The organism is Pseudomonas sp. BW7P1, from assembly GCF_024981055.1.
Classification (GTDB): Bacteria; Pseudomonadota; Gammaproteobacteria; order Pseudomonadales; family Pseudomonadaceae; genus Aquipseudomonas; species Aquipseudomonas bananamidigenes.
Genome location: NZ_CP103374.1, coordinates 3,141,475 through 3,161,580, shown reverse-complemented (window position 1 = coordinate 3,161,580; position 20,106 = coordinate 3,141,475). Strand labels below are relative to the sequence as shown.

Genomic DNA, 20,106 nt, shown 5'->3' with positions numbered 1-20,106 from the left:
GTCATGACCCGAGCTGAAACCGATTCGGTGCACGCCTTGTTGCTGCCGCGCAATGGCTGGGTGCCGAACAATCCGCGTCTGCCCGTGTTGGTGTATTCCAGTGCCATTGCCATACGGGGTGAAGATCCAGCGTCGGCATTCGAGAAAACCTTTGCCGACAATGGCTGGCCACCACAGTGGCGCTCCACTGTCTTTGACTATCACCATTACCATACCCAAGGCCATGAGGTGCTTGGCATCGCCTGCGGCGAGGCACGCTTGATGATCGGCGGCCCGGACAGGCAGATACTCATGGTCAGCGCGGGCGATGTCCTGTTGTTGCCGGCAGGCACCGGACATTGCAGCCTGAATGCCAGCGACGATTTTCTGGTGGTCGGCGCCTACCCGCCTGGCCAGCATGCGGACATTCGCCGCGAGTCGCCCAGCGAAGCTCAGTTGCAGCAGATCGAAACACTGCCATTCCCTGCCACCGACCCTGTTCAAGGCCGCTCTGGAGCGTTGACCGAGCATTGGACGAGTCAATCTTCGGCGGGATGAATCTTGCCGCTGAACACGCGAAAACCGTAGGTGTTGTAGAACAGCGTCAGCGGGATCAGCACCGCGAATCCCGTCAGCATGAACACCTGACTGACCGGGCTCGACGCAGCGGCCTGCAAGGTCAATTGCGGCGGGATGATCAGCGGAAACAGGGCGACGAGCATCAAGGCGAATGCCAGGACGAAAATACCCAGGGCAGCAAACAGCGGCAGATAGTCGCGTCGGGTTGCGAAGGCCGCCCGGAACCCGGCCAGCAACAGCGTCAGGGTCGCCATTGTCGGTAGCCATACCCGAGGACTTCCCAAGCGTTGCGCATACTGCGCGTGAAGGGTCGATGTCCAGACAACCAGAACGATCAGCAAGACCACGGTCAGCATGGCCAACCACTTTGCCTGCCGTCGCGCGCGGATTTGAAGTTCACCCTCGCATCGCCAATACAGCCAGCCTGCGCCCAGCCATGTGTAGCCGATCACCAGCACCGCGCCACAAAACAACGGGAACGGGGCCAGCCATTCCCAACCGCCACCGCTGTATTGGCCGTTCTGTTCGGGCACACCTTGTACCAGCGTGCCCAGCACGATCCCCTGACAACCGCCAGCCACAACCGAGCCGAGCATCAATAAACCATCCACCCCGCGCTTGATGCGGTCATCGGGCGCATGATCGCGAAACTCCAGCGCCATCGCCCGGACAATCAACGCCAGAAACATCAGCATGAACGGCAGGTACAGCGCCGGCAGCAGAATGGCGTAAGCCTTGGGAAACATGGCGAGCAAACCACCGCCGCCGAGCACCAGCCAGGTTTCGTTGGCGTCCCAGATCGGCAGGATGCTCACGGCCATGGCCCGGCGGTGCTGACGGCTGCGAGTCACGCCCATCAGAGTGCCCGTGCCCAGATCCGTGCCGTCCAGCAGCACATAGTTCAGCACGGAGAACCCGACCGCTGCCGCGCAGAGGAGTGTCAGCCAGTCAGTACCGAACATGCGCTTCAAGCCTCATCATTTGCCGGTTTCCCGTGCGAGAGCAGGTTGCGGCCCTTCTTCGTGCTCGCGGGGCGGCTGACGCAACAGGCGCAGCAGCACCCACAGGCCGATCCCGAATGTCGCCAGATAGAACAGCAAAATGGTCCATGTGGCGCTGACGACCTGCGCCCGTGACACGAACGAAAGGCTGTCGGCCGTGCGCAGCAGACCATAGACGGTGAACGGCTGACGGCCCACTTCGGTGACCACCCAGCCGCAGAGCATCGCCAGCATTCCCGCCGGCGCCATCCAGACACTGATTCGAAGCATCCAGCGCGCCGCGTACAAGCGACCGCGCCAACGCAATACCAGGCTGATGACGCCCTGCCCCAGCATCAACAGGCCCAGACCGACCATCGCCCGAAAGGCAAAAAACACGGCCGGCACTGGCGGGATGTCCTGCGCCGGAAATTCATCGAGCGCCGGGATCGTGCTGCTCAAGTCGTGGCGCAAATACAAGGACGCGATGCGCGGGATCGCCACCTCCCAATGATTGCGCCGCTGGTCCATGTCAGGGATCGCGAACAGACGCAACGGCTCGCCCGCGCCCTCGGGTGGACGCGTCCATGTGCCCTCGATGGCGGCGACCTTTTGCGGCTGGTACTCGAGGCTGTGTTCGCCATGCAGATCACCGACCACGATCTGCACCGGGATCAGCACTGCCAGTGCCCAGAGCGCCATGGAATAGGTCAGCCGGGCCCTTGGATTCTCGGGCGCATGCAGCAACTGCCAGGCGCTGACACCAGCCAACAGTGTGGCCGTGCCCAATAGCGTGGCCAGAGTCATGTGCACGAACCGGTATGGAAAGGACGGATTGAAGATGATCGCCCACCAGTCCAGGGCGATGAACCGACCATCGGCGGCTATCGAATAACCGGCGGGGGTCTGCATCCACGAATTGGCTGACAGAATCCAGAACGCACTGATCAAAGAGCCCGCCGCAACGGCGCAGGTGGCGAAGAAATGCAGACGCGGGCCGACCTTGTTCAAGCCGAACAGCATGATTCCCAGAAAACCGGCCTCGAGGAAAAAAGCCGCCAGCACCTCGTAGAACATCAAGGGGCCGAGGATATCGCCCGCCTGCGTCGACAAGCGCGACCAGTTGAGCCCGAACTGGTACTCCAGAATCAACCCCGACGCCGTGCCCACCGCCACATTGAGCGCGAAGATTTTCAGCCAGTAGCGGTAGACATCCAGATAGACCGCCTTGCCGCTGCGTAACCACAGGGCCTCGAGCACCATCAGGAAATTCGCCAGACCGATGGTCAGCGCTGCGAGGACGATATGGAAACTGATGGTGATCGCAAACTGCGCCCGCGCGGCCATCAGGGCGCAATCAAGCGTTTCCATGGGACGGGCCGGGGGTGCGGGCGCAAGTGTGCATGACGGGTTCCAAGTTCTCATCCCCCCGGATTGGCCAGTTGTATGTAAACGGACCATCCTGTCAGCAACACCCAGAATGCCGCGAAGATCCAGGGTGTACGCACCGAAAACAGTAGCGCCTTGCGATAACCCTTGTGGCTGGACTCGCGCTCGCTGAACAGTGGCGATTCGTCATAGGCCAGTCCCATCACAGGTTCGCTGCGCAGCAGCTCGCTCTGCTTGTAATACCAATGGTCGATGATGTCGTACGCCGCGCGGATACCCGGCCAGGCGTTCAGCGAAGTGAGTATGCCCAGCAGCGCCAGCAACGGTGGTACCACCAGCGTGAACAGTTTTCCCCATTCAGGGTTGACGTTGGCCATGCACGAGCCGAACGCAATGACCAGAAAGGATTGCGCAGTCAAATACGCATTGGTCCGGTTGGAGAGGATGCTGGTTTCGTACTGGATTTCACGCCGGTAAAAGTCCAGGCGCTGTTTGGGTGAACCAAACATCGTTGCATCCCGTGCAGACAGTTCGGTGTCGCTCACCTGGGAAGTCAGAATTCTAGGCAAAACAGTCGTCCCGGTGATCAGCCTTTGCTGTGTTCAGGGGATGTCGGTCCCTCTTTGATCCCTCGCGGACCGGCGATCCCCCAGACGATCAGTCCCAGCACGGGAAAGACGATCAGGCCGATGGCCCACGCGGCTTTGACCCCCACCGTTTTGTCGCTGCGAAACACACTGATGATGGCCCACAGGTCGATCAACAGAATGATCACCGCCATGGCGATCAGGAAGTAGCTGGTTGCTTGTGCCATTGGGCAATCCTCCGGAGTCGATAAGGGTTAGGCGCGCACCAATCCCGGGTGTTCAAAACAATTGCGTCAACGGTCTCGGGCAATGATCGAAATCTTGCCATTACGCTCAATGATCGCGAATTTGATCTCATCCAGGGTTTCAATGCCTTGACTTGAACGAGCCGCCTCCATGACGTCCGCTTCCACCAGCCGAGCGTGACGCAAGCGCTGCCTCAACAGTTTTCCATTCTCGACAATGATCGTGGGTTCCCCGTCGATCAGGCGTGATACCCGAATCGAACGCTGTTTGAGCAGGGACAGTCCGACATCCACAGCGATGAGCGTGACTATGACCAGCATCGAATTGGTCAGCGAGAAGTCATCGCCCAACAGCGCTTGCTGGGTTGCCTCGCCAATGATCATCAACAGGACAAAATCGAAGGTCGTCAGCTCCGCCAGTGAGCGTCTGCCGGCGATCTTGAACAACACCATCAGCGCTAAATACATGGCGGCCGCACGCAATACCGAATCCATGGATCACCTACGGGAAAATGAATTGGGTGAGTTTTACGTTGCTTGTGCCGGGCAGGAGAATGCTGCTGCGAAAAAGTCCCAGCCCGTCACCACGCAGTGTCAAAAACATACTGGCCTGGCCTTGGGCATCGGTCTGGACCCACATGCGCATTCCTTGTGCAGAACCGCGAGAGCGTATGGGCTCAGGTTGAAGTGTCTCGATACTGAAACCATCGAGCAACTCGCCGGCCAGTTCCAGCTCGACCGCCGATTCCGGCTTGCCTTTCATGCTGATTTTCATTGTGTTGGTCGAGCCATTACGGTGGAACATCTCGTACTCGACCCGAAGCCGGCCGTCTTCGCTGTGCACGTCGCGTGAACTGAGTACGCCACGTGAGAACAATCCTGCCAGCCCCAGAATCATCACCAGGACCAGGGCGTACCACCCGAAACGCTCGAACCGCCAAACCTTGATCTGATAAGGCATGTCTTCGCAGAACGGGTAATTACGACTCTCCAGATCGGGATGTTCGGAGTTCTCGTTCATTGACCAATCCCTCGCTCGTCTTCGCACAGCGGACAAGAGTGACGGCTGCAGTCAACAGGAACCGCACCCATGATGCTGTTCGATTGACCTGCTCAACGACCAAACAATTCAACCGTCAGGGTGATTGGCTGTCTCTCATGTTTGATGAACGGGTTCCCAGCGCGGCGGACAGGTGATCGTCGCTTCCGTGGCCTCGACACAGATCGCTTCGCTGATGCAGCCCTCTGTCAAGTGCGAATCGCAGGAGCTCCAGTGGCAACCACCTGTCATAAATCCCACTTCACCTGACAAAAAATCCACTTTCCCCATTACCGCTGTTCCTGAGCGCTTTTGACATATACCTATGATCCGCCCTCCATTCAGACCATTGGGCAGCAAACACTCCTTCAATCAAAATTAGTGATTTAACCAGATAGTTACCTAACGATATAATGCCCGCCTCATTTCAACGGGACATTCAACGTGAAGCAGAGTCAACGCCTCTCGGGCATATCAACATTCATTCTGGTCGGGCTCGGGGTGATCATCGCCCTGCTCGGCCTGGCACTGGCCGCTGGTGGTGTGAAATTGGTCAGCCTGGGAGGCTCCTGGTACTTCCTGGTCGGTGGACTGGTCATGGCCGTTTCCGGTCTGCTGATCGCTCGGCGCAAGCCTGCCGGTGCCTGGTTGTTCGCGGCGTTTCTGCTGGGCACCGCGATATGGGCAGTGTGCGATGCCGGTTTTGAGTTCTGGCCGGTGTTCTCGCGCCTGTTCATGTTCAGTGCGGTGGGCCTGGTCGTTGCGCTGGTCTACCCGATGCTCAAACGCGCCAATGGCGGCATTGCCGGGCGCGGCGCTTATGGCGTAGCCGCTGTTCTGGCCGTCGGGCTGGCTGTGGCAGCCGGCAACATGTTCGTTGCGCACCCGACGGTCGCCCCTACCGGCACCGGCCCGGGCCTTACCCCGGTCGAGCCGGAAAAGGCGCAGAAAGACTGGGCGCACTACGGCAATACCGAAGGCGGCAGCCGCTTCGCCGCACTGGACCAGATCAACCGCAGCAACGTCGACAAGTTGAAAGTCGCCTGGACCTACCACACCGGCGACATCGCCGAGAGTGACGGCAACGGCGCCGAAGACCAGCTGACCCCGCTGCAGATCGGCAACAAGGTGTTCATCTGCACCCCGCACAACAACCTGATTGCGCTGGATGCCGACACCGGCAAGGAACTCTGGAAAAACGCGATCAACGCCAAATCGAAAGTCTGGCAGCGTTGCCGTGGCATGGCCTATTTCGACGCCAGCGCTGCAGTCGCCAAACCGGCCGGCTCGCCGGTAACCGAGACGCCAGTCGCGCCGGCCGCCAACTGCACGCGCCGTCTGCTGACCAACACTATCGACGCCCGCCTGATCGCGGTCGACGCCGACACCGGCGAGTTCTGCCAGGGCTTCGGCAACAACGGCCAGGTCGATCTGAAGGCCGGTCTGGGTGATGTTCCGGACAGCTACTATCAACTGTCTTCCGCGCCGCTGATGGCCGGCACTACCGTGGTGGTGGGCGGTCGCGTGGCCGACAACGTGCAGACCGACATGCCGGGCGGCGTGATCCGTGGTTTCGACGTGATGACCGGTGCGATGCGCTGGGCCTTCGATCCGGGCAACCCGCAAGATAAAAAGGCGCCGGCCGACGGCAAAACCTATGTACGCAGCACGCCGAACAGCTGGGCGCCGATGTCCTACGACCCGGCCACCCACACGGTCTTCCTGCCGATGGGCAGTTCGTCCACCGACATCTATGGCGTAGAACGCAGCAAGCTCGATCACACCTATGGCGCATCGATCCTGGCGCTGGACGCCGACAGCGGCGAAGAAAAGTGGGTCTACCAGACCGTGCACAACGATCTCTGGGACTTCGACCTGCCGATGCAGCCAAGCCTGATCGACTTCACCAAGGACGGTAAAACCATTCCGGCACTGGTGATCGGCACCAAGGCCGGACAGATTTACGTGCTCGATCGCGCCACCGGCAAGCCACTGACCGAAGTCAAAGAAGTACCGGTCAAGGCGTCGAACATTCCGAACGAACCCTACTCGCCAACCCAGCCGAAATCCGTGGGCATGCCGCAGATCGGTGCGCAGCACCTGACCGAATCGGACATGTGGGGCGCCACACCGTACGACCAGTTGCTGTGCCGGATCGATTTCAAGTCGATGCGCTACGACGGTCTGTACACCGCGCCGGGCACCGACAAGTCCCTGAGCTTCCCGGGTTCGCTGGGCGGCATGAACTGGGGCAGCATCTCCACTGACCCGGTGCACGGTTTCATCTTCGTCAACGACATGCGTCTGGGCCTGTGGATCCAGATGATCCCGTCGCAGAACAAAGGTGAAGCCACCTCCGGTGGCGAAGCGCTGAATACCGGCATGGGTGCCGTTCCGCTGAAAGGCACGCCGTACGCAGTCAACAAGAACCGCTTCCTGTCGGTGGCCGGCATTCCGTGCCAGGCGCCGCCGTTCGGCACCCTCACCGCCATCGACATGAACACCCGCAAAGTCGCCTGGCAGGTGCCGGTCGGCACCGTTGAAGACACAGGTCCTTTGGGCATCCGCATGCACCTGCCGATCAAGATCGGTCTGCCGACTCTGGGCGGCACGCTGTCGACTCAAGGTGGTTTGATCTTCATCGCCGGTACCCAGGATTTCTACCTGCGCGCCTACAACAGCGGCAACGGTGAAGAAATCTGGAAAGCCCGTCTGCCGGTCGGCAGCCAGGGCGGCCCGATGACCTATGTGTCGCCGAAAACCGGCAAGCAATATGTGGTCATCACGGCCGGCGGTGCCCGTCAGTCGACCGATCGTGGCGACTACGTCATGGCTTACGCCCTGCCGTAAACCGCTGCGCCCTCCTTCATTTCACTGCGCGCGGCATCTTCGGGTGTCGCGCCGTTTCATGTCTATCGTTCTGGATTTCAGCAATGTCATTCGTGGTTCGCTTTTCCTGCACCGGAGTCCTGCTCGCCCTTGCCGGCAGCACCGCCCTGCCCGCTTTCGCCGACGCCGATTCAAACCTGTTCACCCGTAACACCCTGACCGGCGACTGGGGCGGCCTGCGTCACCGGCTCGACGAAGACGGCGTCAAATTCACCGGCGACTACACCGGTGAAACCGCCTACAACGCCGACGGCGGCCTGCACCGTTCGGCCCGTTACTCGCAGAACATCAAGCTCGGCGCGCAATTTGACCTGAGCAAAATCTATGGCGTGGACAACGCCGGCAAGGTCCAGCTGACCATCAACGACCGGCGCGGCAATAGCGCCTCGCAAGATCTGGTCGGCAACCGTCTGCCGATCCAGGAAAACTACGGCGGCCTCTACACGCGCCTGACCGAACTGAGTTACGAGCGCACGCTCTTCACCCCGGCACTGAACGTCAAACTCGGCTACATGGCCATGGGCAACGACTTGGGCGGTCTCGACAGCGGCATTCTCTGCAACTTCATGAACGCCGGTTTCTGCGGCCATCCACTGAACATGTCCGGTGGCAGCGGCTGGACCAACTACCCCAACGCCCATTTGGGTGTGCGGGTGAAATACGACCTGACGCCGCAATGGCAACTGCGCGTGGCGGCGTTCAACGTCGATCCTGAAAGCAACGGCAACTCCAGCCGCGCCTGGCACCTGGGTCCGAAACACACCACCGGCACCGTGGTGCCGGTCGAACTGGTCTACAAACACGCAGGCACCCTGCCCGGCGAATACAAGCTCGGTTACTACTACGACAGCTCGGATGTGAAACGCATCGGCAGCGACGAGGACGTTTCCGGTCGCGGCGGCCATTACCTGCTGATCGATCAGGCCGTGTGGAGCTCGCCAACGTCCGAGGGCCGCAGCCTGCACGCCTTCGGTCAATATTCGGCAGCCAGCGAAGCGGCATCGCCGTTCACCAAGTGGTATGGCGCCGGGGTGGTCCTGTACAAACCGTTCGAAGGCCGCCCGCGTGACACCGTTGCCCTGGGTTACGGTCGCGCCGTGCAGAACCCGCGCAGCCGCGACGTGCAGCAAGACGCGGCGCTGGCCAACGGCACGCCGCTTTCCAGCCTCGATGGCGCCGAGCAACTGATCGAACTGGGTTACGGCTACCAGGCCACTCCTTGGCTGACCTTGCGTCCGAACCTGCAGTACATCGTCGAGCCTGGCGCGTTTGCCGGGCAGGACATCGACAATGCGCTGGTGGTCGGTCTGCAGGTGAAAGCCGCGCTGTAAGCCGCCTTTTACGGGTGGCGACGAAGCGTTGCGCAGAAGATCTGAACGTCTTGTGCCCGCCAATGTTCTAGATTGAGTAGACACCGGATCAGGGACGAGCAAATGGACATTTCCAACGATGCGACGCCTCTCGCCACCCTTCAAGGCGCAATCACCCGACGTCTGGCCCTGGCGGTCGGCGCCCTGTTCATTGCCGGTGTGGCCGCTGCCACGGCGGCACTGTTCAGTATCGCCACGCACCTGGATGAAGATGACTTCAATGACGTGCATTTCTATTCAGCCCGTGCGCTGGAAAACCGCATCACGGCATCAAAAAACTACATCACCAGCTACGCCTACTGGACGACGGCCTACGAGCGTTTAAGCGGCCAGGTCGACACGAACTGGGCGTACACCGAGCAGAACATGGGCAAGACCCTGTTCACCAACGATGGCTACGACGGTGTATTTGTGCTGGACCGCGAGCGAACCAAATACGCGGTGGTTCGCGGACAGTTGCTCGACGCGCAGATGTCCGGGTTTCTGCAAGTGCCGGCGCAGACACTGATCGATCTGGTGCAGAATCAGCCGGACCTGACCAAACCCGTCAACACCTATTCATTGTTCGAGGACTGGCCGGCGCTGATCACCGCTGCCGCGATCATTCCCAACGACGAACGTCCCATCGGAGACCCGCAAAAGACTTCGGTGCTGGTGTTCGTCGACAAGCTGACACCCACCAAACTGCGCAAGATCGGCAGCGGTTACGGGCTCAACAACCTGACCCTGGCCCCCGACGACACCATTGACCCGGCCCAGCCCCGCGTCCCGCTGGACAACACCGGCTACAGCCTGATCGCCGATCTGGACCGACCGGGCCAGCATCTACTGTGGTCGTTGCTGCCGACGCTGGGTTCTGCCCTGTTGGTTCTGATGGTGCTGACGGCCTGGTTCTTTCGCCATGCCATGCGCTCTTCCCAACATGTCGACGAGAGTGTCGCCGCGATGCTGGCTTCGAAGCGGGCACTGGAGGCCAGTGAAGAACGGTTCCGGGCGGTGGCCGAAGCGGCTTCCGACTGGATCTGGGAAGTCGACCGGGATTTGTCCATCACATACCTTTCGAACCGTTTCAGCGAAGTGACCGGCCACGCTCAGACGCAGTGGATCGGTCAGGACATCGGTCATTTGCTGGTCTGCGATACCACGCCACTGGCACTGTGGCTGAGAAAACTCGACGAGGGCGGCAACGCCAGCGACTTGCGTTGTACCTATCGCGATCACGCCGGGCAATTGCGCCATTGTCGCCTTTCGGCCAGACCGTACCTGGAAAACGGCAGTGTCATCGGGTATCGAGGCACCGCCAGCGACATCACCGATGAGGTGGCGGCCCATGCGCAGATCCAGCACCTGTCCTTGCACGACGCGCTGACCGGCCTGCCTAACCGCAACAAACTGGCGCGCTACCTGGACGACGCCTTGTTGCTCAAGGAACACGCGGCCCCGTTGTCGCTGTTGATGATCGACCTGGACAACTTCAAGCCGATCAACGACTCGCTGGGACACCCCGCCGGGGATGCCGTGTTGCAGGAGGTCGCCAGTCGCCTGCGTGAATGCACCCGCGATCAGGACATCGTCGCCCGGCTGGGCGGGGACGAATTCGTGGTGGTCCTCAACGGCATGGACACCCGCCAGGAAATCGACAAGTTCTGCACACGCCTGATCGGCAGCCTGCATCAACCGATCATCTTCGAGCAGCATCCCTTGCACATCGGTGCCAGCATCGGGATCGCCCTGAGCCGGCGCCATGGCTTCGTGGCCAGCGAGCTGATCCGTTGCGCGGACATCGCCCTGTATCGGGCCAAGTCCGATGGCAAGAACACCTGGTGCTATTTCGAAGCGCACATGAGCGATCAGATCCAGACACGGCGGCAGATGGAGGATGATCTGCGTCGCGCGCTGAGCAACCAGGAACTGGTGCTGCATTACCAGCCGCGCTATACGGTCGATGGCAAGGAAATCGTTTCGGTCGAAGCGCTGGTGCGCTGGCAGCATCCGACCCGGGGATTGCTCGGGCCGGACGTGTTCATTCCGTTGGCCGAACAGACCGATCTGATTGTGCCGCTTGGCCGTTGGGTGCTGCGCGAGGCCTGCGAAACGGCGCTGACCTGGCCGGGCGACATCCTGTTGTCGGTCAATCTGTCCCCGGCGCAGTTCGCAATCAGCGATGTGGTCGAGGATGTGCGCGAAGTGCTGGTCGGCACGCGATTTCCGGCCAGTCGCCTGGAGCTGGAAATCACCGAGAACGTCATGCTCAACGATACCGACGGTGCCCTGACCACCATGAACGCCCTCAAGGAGTTGGGCGTGAGGCTGAACATGGATGACTTCGGCACGGGCTATTCCTCGCTCGGTTACTTGCGCGCCTACCCCTTCGACGGCATCAAGATCGACAAACGCTTTATCGCCTCCATCAGCAGTGGCGCCAATGACCGGGCGGTGGTGCAAGCGATCATCGGGCTGGGCAAGGCCATGGGCCTGACCGTCACGGCCGAGGGCGTCGAAACCGAGGAGCAACTGGACATTCTCGGCAAGGACCAATGCAATGAGGTGCAGGGCTATTACATGAGCCGCCCCATCGACAAGGAAGCCTTCGCCCGTCTGTTGCAGACGTCCAGAGACGTCCGCGCCGAACGGCAGCCGTCACGCAAAAACCGCGTCACTTGAGCTTTCGCGAAGCGATACAGGTCTGACTCAGATCGCTGGCCCAGCCGTCGAGCACGCCTTTGAGATGATCAACAGTCATCACTTGTCTGTCGTTGTCCAGGGGCACGCCCGTGCCCTTGCGAACGACCTTCGCCACCACCTCGCCGGTCGAGCCGTCCTCGATCGATACCTCCGTGGCGATCTCACTGTCCTGGTCACGAATGCCGGCAGCGGTACTCACGCCGGCAGCGACCAAAGTGACCGGCAGCCATTCGTAATACCGCAGGCCCTGGGTACTGGTGGTCACCCGGGTGATGGCCGGCCGCACGACCAGTGTATTCGGGCCGGGCCCGGCGGCCAGTGACAGGGTCTTGCCCAGTTCCTGCCTGAGGGCGGCATCGTAATAGCGAGTCACGCCGGACAACGTGCTCTGCGGAATGCGTCCGGTGGGCTCGATCTTCGGATAAAACTGGCTCGGCGCCAGATAAACCCGGGTGTAGCGACCGTTTGCCAGCGCCGGGCTGACCCAACTCAAAATCGTTTGCCCCGATGACGTGCGCTGTTCTTTCAACAGGCTGTAATCGTCGAGAAACCCGGAATACATCTCGGGCACGACTTTCTGGCTGCTGCAGGCCGACACGCTCAACAGGGCAGCCAGCAGCAGCGCATGACGACTACTCATCAATGCGTTTCCCCCGCGGCCTGCATCTGACCGAAGGGCGTATTGTCAGAACACTCGATGCGCAACTGGCCGTGAGTCATGATCCATTGGATGAATTCGCTGGTGGGAATCGAATGGATGTATTCCACCCAATGACTGTCGGCCGGGCTGAAACGCTCGAAGTAGCGGCGCATGACGAGTTGGCTTTGATCCTGAGCGATCCCCAGGCAGGTTTCCTGGAAAAGAATCGGCGCGTTGAGCATGCCGGTCGTGGTGCGCTGCGTCAGGATCAACGGGCGCACGGCGCCATGTCCCGGGTTGGTGTAAGCGCTTTTCATATCCTTCATATGACCCCCCTTGGATGGAATGCGCGCAGAGTGCCCGAGGTTTTTTGCCCGACGATGTCCGGCTGATGTCCGTGCTGAAGGAATGTTGCCGGATTGAAATAAATGACCCCGGCCGCGAAATGGTTTTAGATGCGCTTTTTTTGGGTACAGGAATCCTGCAACCGTGAGCAGATTGCTGATCGTCGACGACGACGTGGAAATTCTCTCCCTGCTGAAGAAGTTCTTCGTGCAGCACGCCTACGAGGTGGATGTGGCAGCGGATGGCCAGGCCATGTGGGCCGCCATCGAACAGACGCGCCCGGACACGATCATTCTCGACCTGATGCTGCCGGGTGAAGGTGGCTTGAGCCTGTGCCAGAAAATCCGTGCGCAGATGGGGATCCCGATCATCATGCTCACGGCCATGGCCGAGCTGAGTGACCGGATCGTCGGCCTGGAACTGGGGGCCGACGACTACCTGACCAAGCCCTTCGCACCCCAGGAACTGCTGGCCCGGGTGCGTGCGCTGCAACGCCGTACCGGCGAGAACGTCAGCCGCAACAATGAACCGGCACGCCCGGTCATGTCCTTCGCCGGTTGGCACCTGGACATTACGTGCCGCGAGCTGCGTTCGCCCGAGGGCGTGATGATTCCGATGTCCGGCGGCGAGTTCGACCTGCTGCTGGTGTTCCTCGAACATCCCCAGCGCATCCTGACCCGCGAACAGTTGATCGACCTGACTCACGGCCAGGGCCACGAAGCCTTCGATCGCAGCATCGACGTGCAGGTCAGCCGCCTGCGGCGCAAGATCGAACCGGACAGCAAACGCCCGGACCTGATCCGCACCGTGCGCAACGGCGGCTACATGTTCACGGCCAAGGTCAGCCGCTCATGATCGGTCGAATCCTGCCGCGCGACACCCTCAGTCGGCGGATCGCCCTGACGATCGTTGCGGCCATGCTCGCCTCGCTGTTGCTCAACGCTCTGTTCGTGCAGGTGGCCGGCATCTGGGCCCAACCGCCCATCGAGCGTACCGGCCTGCTGGAGCGGATTGCCGCAACCACCCGCCTGATCGAAGCAGCCCCCGCCTCGTTGCGTCCGCAACTGGCCAGCGCGGCCAGCAGCCCGACGCTCGAGGTGGAGTGGAATGCCCGACGCGCCCTTTTCAACCTTCCCGGCGACGGTGCAGCGGTCGAAACCTCGGAGGTTCCGGCGCTGGAACAATTGCTGGGCAGTCATCGGGCGTTCGAAGTGTTCAACCCGGACGACTGGCCGGCCGGCAGTGCGCAGGCTCACTATGTCGCCCTCATCCCGCTGACCGATGGCAGCTGGCTGTCGTTCACGCCGCCGGAACGCAGCTGGGGGTTGACCCTGAACGCCCGGATTGCAGTGATCGTCGCCCTGGGCCTGATCGCCACCCTGCTGGTGGCCTGGGTCGCTACCCGTCAACTGGCCAAGCCCTTGCAACGTTTCGCCAGCGCCGCCCGGCGGTTCGGCGGCGACCTGCACGCGCCGCCCATCGGCATCGAAGGCCCCCACGAAATCCGCCAGGCCATCATTGCCTTCAACACCATGCAGGCGCAGATCCAGCATTTCATTGGCGAACGCACCCATATGCTCGCTTCCATCTCCCACGACCTGCGCGCACCGTTGACCCGCATGCGCCTGCGCAGCGAGTTCATGGAAGACCTGGACCATCAGCAGAAACTGATTCGCGACATCGAAGAAATGCAATCGATGATCAACGCCGCTCTGGCGTTCTTCCGCGAGGGCACACGCCTGGAGCAGACCACGGCGTTCGATCTGTCGGAGTTGCTACAGACCATCCTCGACGACTACCGCGACCAGCACGTCCTCATCGACTTCGATGGCCCGGCCCACCTGGTCTATGACGGCCGTCCGCTGAGCCTCAAGCGGGTGATCGTCAACCTGCTGGAAAACGCCGTGAAATACGCCGAGCGTCCGCACATCTCGCTGAGTCGCAACAGCCACTCGATCTGCATCGAAATCTGCGACGAAGGTCCGGGCATTCCTGAAGAGGCGCTGCAACGGGTGTTCGACCCGTTTTTCCGCCTCGAAACCTCGCGCAACCGTGAAACCGGCGGCGTCGGGCTCGGCCTTTCGGCGGCCCGGGCAATCGTGCGCGAACAGGGTGGTGAACTGACCTTGAGCAACCGTGCAGGCTCGGGGCTGGTGGCAAAAGTGCAATTGCCGGTGACTGACTGACGCAGCACATCCGCTCAATCAATCGAAGATCATCCGCACGACAATCCGGTGACATCCCATCAACGCCGGACTGACACATGAAAGATTTATCGCCATCGGGTATCACGCTGGCCTTGCTGCTGGGCGCAATCGCCAACCCGGCACTGGCCAGTGGTTTTCTGGATGACGCCAAAGGCGAAGTGCTCAGCCGCAACTTCTTTCTGAGCAACGACTACCGCTCGCCCTCGCCCAGCGGCAAGAATTACAAACAGGAGTGGGCTCAGGGGTTTATCGGCACTTTCTCATCCGGTTTCACCGAAGGGACGGTCGGTTTCGGCCTTGATGCGCACGCCTTTTATGGGCTGAAACTGGACGGCGGCCGGGGACATTCGGGCACCGGCCTGTTACCGGTGGACAGTGACGGTCGCAGCGAAAGCGATTACTCCAGCGCCGGCGGCGCCTTGAAACTGAAAGCCTCGCGCACCACCCTCGCCTTCGGCGAAATGACCGTCGAAACACCGGTGTTCGATACCTCCGACAAACGTCTGCAACCGGAATACGCCACCGGTTTTCTGCTCGACAGCCGGGAAATCGACAACGTGAATCTGGTGGCCGGGCGCTTCACCGCATTCAAGAATCAGGACAGCTCCTCCGGCCAAGGCGACTTTCAGGGCTACGGCGCCAATACCAAGGCCGGCGCAATCAGCTTCATCGGCGCTGACCTGTTCAGTGACCGCCCGGTTGGCGGTGCGTTGTACGCGTCCGACTTGAGCGACACCTGGCACCAGTACTACGCCAACCTGCATTTCAAACAGTCCGGTCTGCTGCTCGACGCCAACGTCTACCATACCCGCGACACCGGGCAGGCGCTGGCCGGGGAAATCGATAACACCGCGTTCAGCCTTTCGGGCAAATACGCCTTTGGCCCGCATGCGGTGATGCTTGGCTGGCAACGGATCAACGGCGATACGCCGTTCGATTTCGTCGGCGGCGACTCGATCTACCTGGCCAACTCGATCAAATACGCCGACTTCAACGGCGCCCATGAGCGCTCGTGGCAGGCCCGCTATGATCTGGATCTCGGTGCGTTCGGCATTCCCGGGCTCAACTTCATGACCCGCTACGTCTCCGGCAGCCACATCGACGGCACCCACGCGCCCAAGGGCGGCGCCTACAACCCGTTCGACCCGGACAGCGGCCAGTACCAGCCCCAACAAGGAGATGGCGGCAAGCACTGGGAGCGCGACATCGACCTGCGCTACATCGTCCAGTCCGGCGCGGCCAAGGATCTTTCGGTGCAGCTGTCCCACGTCTCGCACCGGGCCAACAGCGCTCAGGCGGGGGATGACATTGACAGGATCTATGTGGTGATTCAGTACCCGTTGGGGTTTTGAATCAGCGTATCGGCGATGCTCCCTCGTTACGGCTTGTGATACGCGATTTCAATTGATTGATCAACGTGGGGTCCCGCAACTCGACACTTGTTTCCCGACGTAACGCCAGCGGAGCGCCCGTGGAGATTTCGCAGTAGCGGTAATAACTGTGTGAAAGCCAGTTCCAGCTTCCAACCATCGCAAGTTGATCATCCACTATCAGGATTTTCTCGTGCGTACCTTCGGGAAGACGGATAACGTTCTCGGCGCCAAGCTTGCTTCGATAGGCTTTGATCAAGCCGATTTCACCGTCATCGGCATTGGGATGCTCGATATGGTCATGCCCGTAGTAGACCTTCACGTCAACACCACGCTGCTGCGCCGCTTGAAGCAGTTTGAGCGGAGGGTGGTTGGGACTGATACCCTGACGAATCCACGGCACCACCGCAACGAAAGATCGCTGACTGGACGTTATGAGCGATTCGAATGCCTGGATGTGCTCGCAATCGAAATAATGCCGGATGCCAACCGGCGCGACGCCGGTAAACGAAGGGCTCTGATGCTCCATATTTACGAAAAACGAGGCAGAACAGGATCGCGCCATTTTCTCCAGTGATTTGCCGGCGTTTAACAAGCGGTGCTGATTACCGACAACGATAAATTGTTGCTTGGCCCGCGATACGGCGACGTTCAACAGGTTGGGCTTGCCATTCTGAAACTGATCTCGATCAGTCCGTTGAAAAATCACCGGAGAGTAAATGATTACCTCGAAACCTACCCCCTGAAACTGGTGGACCGATCCGATTTTAAGCGCCTTACGCTGGGCGAGTCGCTCGCCATAGGTCTTGATCAACAGGTTTTTCTGATTCGAGTACGGAGTGATAATGCCAACGTCCCGGGAAAGGTCGTAGCCTGCGCCTTCCAGTTTGTCCAGCAACAGCCCGATTGCCTCGACTTCATCTTGATTGGTATTCGGCAGCGGACCCTTACGGCCTTCGACGCCATAGAACATCAGATTGAAACCGCCCATCTTGTCGCAGGCCGCCTGGATTCGCGGTTCAGCGGGCTGAGTACACACCTGGACTCCGTGATAGCCGGCGATTTGCATGAACAGTTCGGCGATGGCCGGTCGGCAACGCCGATGCTCGTCGAGAACAATGCCATCGCCCAAATCGTCCACTGCGCCGGAAAAGGTCCCGGCGGCGCGATGGTAGGCGGTCACGAGCATCGGTGACACCGCTTCATACAGGGTGTTGTCGGCGAAATGTTGATCCTTGAGCTTGCCGGCCATGGCCGAGCCTAGCGTACGGATCGGCTCGATCTGCAGCGGGTCGCCTACGACAATGGTTCTCTCGCTTCGTGCCAGTAAAGGAACTAGCGATTCCGCTGAAACCATCCCCGCCTCATCCACCAGACTCAGTGCGTATGGAGTGAACCCGTTGAGGTTGGCGAGTTTGTATCCGGGCAGTTTCTGCACCGATGCCAGCGTCGAGGCCATGACCGGATAAGCAAGGCTGATCAACCGATAGAACTCTTGCAGCTTGTCCTTCCATTTGTGAAAGCCGCTGTCAGTCTGGCCGTCGAGCATATTGCACCAGAGCGATAGCGCCTGCCCAAGCACTTCTTTCTGCCTGAGCAACTCCTGCCAGAGATAGTCAATTGCGTGTTCGAACAGCGAGCGCTGTTGTGCGATGAAACGCAGCCGCAATACTTCTATCCAGTCGCCTTCCGGGAACTCGACGTCAAAGCTGTTACGGGCCTCCTCGTAACGATGCCATTCGCTGGAGCGTTGTATGACCTCGGCAATGGCCTTGACCAACAGCTTGAGCGACGCCTCCCTCGCGGGTTCGGGCGGCCCCTGCCTCAAGGTTTGAAATACTTGCTCGGCATTACCGGCACTGAAGACGTCACCCCGATTGCGCGCCAGTTCTGCCAGGTGGGCATGATCGAGGCCGTCGAGCCCATAAGCAGTCATATCATCTAGGCAATTCTTTTTCAGGTGATCGAGCGCACGGGCATATTTGCGGCGAGACATCCACGCGCGCAGCGATGCCATGAAGCCTCTTGGGTAGTCGGAAAAATGGTAGTGAAGTGTTTCACTGAGTTTGCTCTCGAGCCACGGCTGATAGGCCATCTCCTCAAATGGGGCATCAATGAGTTTTGCGTAACTGCGGGACAACTGGTCTTTGGCTTGCGTATATCTGACTTTATCGACTGCAAGCGCCTCTAGTGCGCCGTTGCAGTGGCTGGTTAAAACACGGTAATCCAGCGACGGCTCCTGATGGTCGATCAAGCCCAACGCTTCGCTGCTTTCGCGCACGTCGCGTATCAATGTGTCCAGTCGCTCGCGAAAGCTTTCGGGTGAAAGTACCGAAAAGGCTGAGCGGGCATCCTCGAAAGCTGCAAGCAATCGCAGGAACTTCACGTGAACACCATCAATCGTTTGCTGGATCGCGACGACCCGGTCCGCCAGGGTTTCCTGCTTTTTCTTGTCGTAGGATTGCTCGTCGAGTTTGCGTAGAAGCGCATGCACCCGATCGATTTCAGAGGTGACCTGTGCCTTGTCCCCACACAGGAAATAGAACCACTTGAAATCATTCAGGCAAGGGTCGTCACGCAAATCGTCAATGACGTTCTCCACCGCTTTTTTGGCTGTCGAAGTCACGACCACGCCGAGGTTTCGGTCTTCCCCGGCGATACATGCCAAGGCCCTTTCGACGATCCGGCTGGCGATCAACGATTTGAACAAGGTCGTTTTGCCTGTGCCAGGCGCCCCTTGCACTGCCACCAGCGGTACGCCACTGGCAACCTGGGTCAACGTTTGCATCTGCCCCCTGCCCAGCGGGTATTTGCGCTCGAACAGGCCGTACGGAAAACGTGAATACTGATGGCGTGGCGCAGGGTTGCCGAGCGAACGTTGTAATATGTAGCGCTGCAAGAGCGGTGAGGTTTTCAGGTCAGGGCGTTCAAGCAGAACCGCATAGTCCTTGAGTTGCTCACGAGAGTTGAAGTCGCTGATCACTGGCGGGCAGATCAGCCCGGTAATGGCTTTTTCCAGATGCACATCGGTAACATCCTTACGGATGGTCTTCAACCCGGCAAGGCGATGATTGATCCAGGCCAGAAACGTGCGGAACACCGCGACGAAGGTTTCTCCCTGTTTTCCTGTGCAGGCAACTGCCAGGCTCATCATGTGACGCTCGGCGCCAAGTTCCTGGATATCTATATCGAGGTATGCCCGAAACGCGTCAATATTGGGCACCACTTCAATCCCTTGCTTGACCGGGACACACAGACTGAGTTCAGACTGGGTATGCCAGTCATCAGGCAATGAGTAACGGAAAAGCGGAACAAAGAACGCCTGTTTTCCCTCGATTACACGCAGCAACGGAAAGCCGAGTTGCAGTGCTTCAGGCTGAGTCGCGCCCTCCTCGTTCTCTTTGACATAGCGCTCCGCGAGCACTCGTGTCTGCTCGGCAGACAGTGAAAGCCGGAATCCCTTGGAGTCTTCTTCGACATTATCTGCCGAGAGCCTGACGTGTTGTTCCTGATAGACCTCTGTTTCTTTCACCCGACTCTTGGCCAAGCCTGCCGCTTCGACAAAAGCACACCAACCGCGAAGTACGTCCATGTCTTGCTGATTGCCTTGCATTGATCCATCCGAACCTGAAGCGAAAAGAAGGGTGATTCTACGGCAGTGGCTTATTGATGGCACCCTCAAGCTCGATACGAACAGATAATTGGCGGAAGGCAGCCGGAGTCGAACCTGCCCGGGAACGGATGCCGTCCCCAACCGGGTTTGAAGCCCGGCCGCGCCACCGGGCGCGATTGCCTTCCTTGA

At 60.0% G+C, this 20,106-nt stretch carries 16 protein-coding genes and 1 tRNA gene; 7 read left to right on the top strand and 10 right to left on the bottom strand.

Annotated elements, in window-relative coordinates; genetic code table 11:
• Positions 1-3: 3 nt before the first annotated feature.
• Entirely contained in the window at positions 4-537 is a 534-nt protein-coding gene (locus NWV16_RS14060) for a cupin (RefSeq protein ID WP_260519525.1), read from the top strand.
• On the opposite strand, the gene cydB is transcribed toward NWV16_RS14060, so the two are convergent.
• From cydB to NWV16_RS14030, 6 genes are all read right to left on the bottom strand, one after another.
• Positions 519-1,520: a cytochrome d ubiquinol oxidase subunit II gene (gene cydB / locus NWV16_RS14055; RefSeq protein WP_260519524.1), complete on the bottom strand. Its 1,002-nt coding sequence runs from the start codon at positions 1,518-1,520 to the stop codon at positions 519-521. The genes NWV16_RS14060 and cydB overlap by 19 nt on opposite strands.
• Before the next feature lie 15 nt (positions 1,521-1,535).
• Positions 1,536-2,909 (bottom strand): cytochrome ubiquinol oxidase subunit I, encoded by a 1,374-nt coding sequence (locus NWV16_RS14050; protein ID WP_260519523.1) that lies wholly within the window; start codon positions 2,907-2,909, stop codon positions 1,536-1,538.
• A gap of 50 nt (positions 2,910-2,959) precedes the next feature.
• Positions 2,960-3,496, bottom strand: coding sequence for a hypothetical protein (locus NWV16_RS14045; RefSeq protein ID WP_065257365.1), 537 nt, complete (start codon positions 3,494-3,496; stop codon positions 2,960-2,962).
• Between the two features lie 17 nt (positions 3,497-3,513).
• Positions 3,514-3,741 (bottom strand): PLD nuclease N-terminal domain-containing protein, encoded by a 228-nt coding sequence (locus tag NWV16_RS14040; protein WP_260519522.1) that lies wholly within the window; start codon positions 3,739-3,741, stop codon positions 3,514-3,516.
• A gap of 66 nt (positions 3,742-3,807) precedes the next feature.
• Complete coding sequence (locus NWV16_RS14035) at positions 3,808-4,254, bottom strand: DUF421 domain-containing protein (protein WP_260519521.1); 447 nt, start codon at positions 4,252-4,254, stop codon at positions 3,808-3,810.
• Positions 4,255-4,261: 7 nt separating this feature from the next.
• Complete coding sequence (locus NWV16_RS14030; RefSeq protein WP_260519520.1) at positions 4,262-4,780, bottom strand: hypothetical protein; 519 nt, start codon at positions 4,778-4,780, stop codon at positions 4,262-4,264.
• 462 nt (positions 4,781-5,242) lie between these two features.
• On the opposite strand from NWV16_RS14030, the gene NWV16_RS14025 reads away from it, so the two are divergent.
• The 3 genes from NWV16_RS14025 to NWV16_RS14015 all read left to right on the top strand — a co-directional run bounded on the left by NWV16_RS14025 (position 5,243) and on the right by NWV16_RS14015 (position 11,721).
• Complete coding sequence (locus tag NWV16_RS14025) at positions 5,243-7,648, top strand: glucose/quinate/shikimate family membrane-bound PQQ-dependent dehydrogenase (RefSeq protein WP_260519519.1); 2,406 nt, start codon at positions 5,243-5,245, stop codon at positions 7,646-7,648.
• A gap of 83 nt (positions 7,649-7,731) precedes the next feature.
• Entirely contained in the window at positions 7,732-9,018 is a 1,287-nt protein-coding gene (locus NWV16_RS14020) for a carbohydrate porin (protein ID WP_260519518.1), read from the top strand.
• Between the two features lie 102 nt (positions 9,019-9,120).
• Positions 9,121-11,721, top strand: coding sequence for an EAL domain-containing protein (locus tag NWV16_RS14015; protein WP_260519517.1), 2,601 nt, complete (start codon positions 9,121-9,123; stop codon positions 11,719-11,721).
• Here NWV16_RS14015 and NWV16_RS14010 read toward each other — a convergent pair.
• A complete protein-coding gene (locus NWV16_RS14010; protein ID WP_260519516.1) occupies positions 11,714-12,382 on the bottom strand; it encodes a DUF3313 domain-containing protein in 669 nt (222 codons plus the stop codon). The two genes, NWV16_RS14015 and NWV16_RS14010, sit on opposite strands and share 8 nt — an antisense overlap.
• A complete protein-coding gene (locus tag NWV16_RS14005; RefSeq protein ID WP_065257371.1) occupies positions 12,382-12,708 on the bottom strand; it encodes a hypothetical protein in 327 nt (108 codons plus the stop codon). Before NWV16_RS14005 ends, NWV16_RS14010 begins: the two co-directional genes overlap by 1 nt.
• 163 nt (positions 12,709-12,871) lie before the next feature.
• Here NWV16_RS14005 and NWV16_RS14000 point away from each other — a divergent pair, with 163 nt between their 5' ends.
• The 3 genes from NWV16_RS14000 to NWV16_RS13990 all read left to right on the top strand — a co-directional run bounded on the left by NWV16_RS14000 (position 12,872) and on the right by NWV16_RS13990 (position 16,286).
• Positions 12,872-13,582 (top strand): response regulator, encoded by a 711-nt coding sequence (locus tag NWV16_RS14000; RefSeq protein WP_260519515.1) that lies wholly within the window; start codon positions 12,872-12,874, stop codon positions 13,580-13,582.
• Complete coding sequence (locus NWV16_RS13995) at positions 13,579-14,913, top strand: ATP-binding protein (protein WP_260519514.1); 1,335 nt, start codon at positions 13,579-13,581, stop codon at positions 14,911-14,913. The genes NWV16_RS14000 and NWV16_RS13995 overlap by 4 nt, the downstream gene beginning before the upstream one ends.
• A 77-nt stretch (positions 14,914-14,990) precedes the next feature.
• Positions 14,991-16,286, top strand: a complete 1,296-nt coding sequence (locus NWV16_RS13990; RefSeq protein WP_260519513.1) for an OprD family porin — start codon at positions 14,991-14,993, stop codon at positions 16,284-16,286.
• Position 16,287: 1 nt separating this feature from the next.
• Here the strand turns inward: NWV16_RS13990 and NWV16_RS13985 are convergent, their stop codons facing one another.
• Together NWV16_RS13985 and NWV16_RS13980 are read right to left on the bottom strand one after the other, a co-directional pair.
• On the bottom strand, positions 16,288-19,917 hold the full coding sequence (locus NWV16_RS13985) for an AAA domain-containing protein (protein WP_260519512.1): 3,630 nt from the start codon (positions 19,915-19,917) through the stop codon (positions 16,288-16,290).
• Between the two features lie 89 nt (positions 19,918-20,006).
• Positions 20,007-20,102: transfer RNA gene (locus NWV16_RS13980), tRNA-Sec, on the bottom strand.
• Positions 20,103-20,106 lie beyond the last annotated feature (4 nt).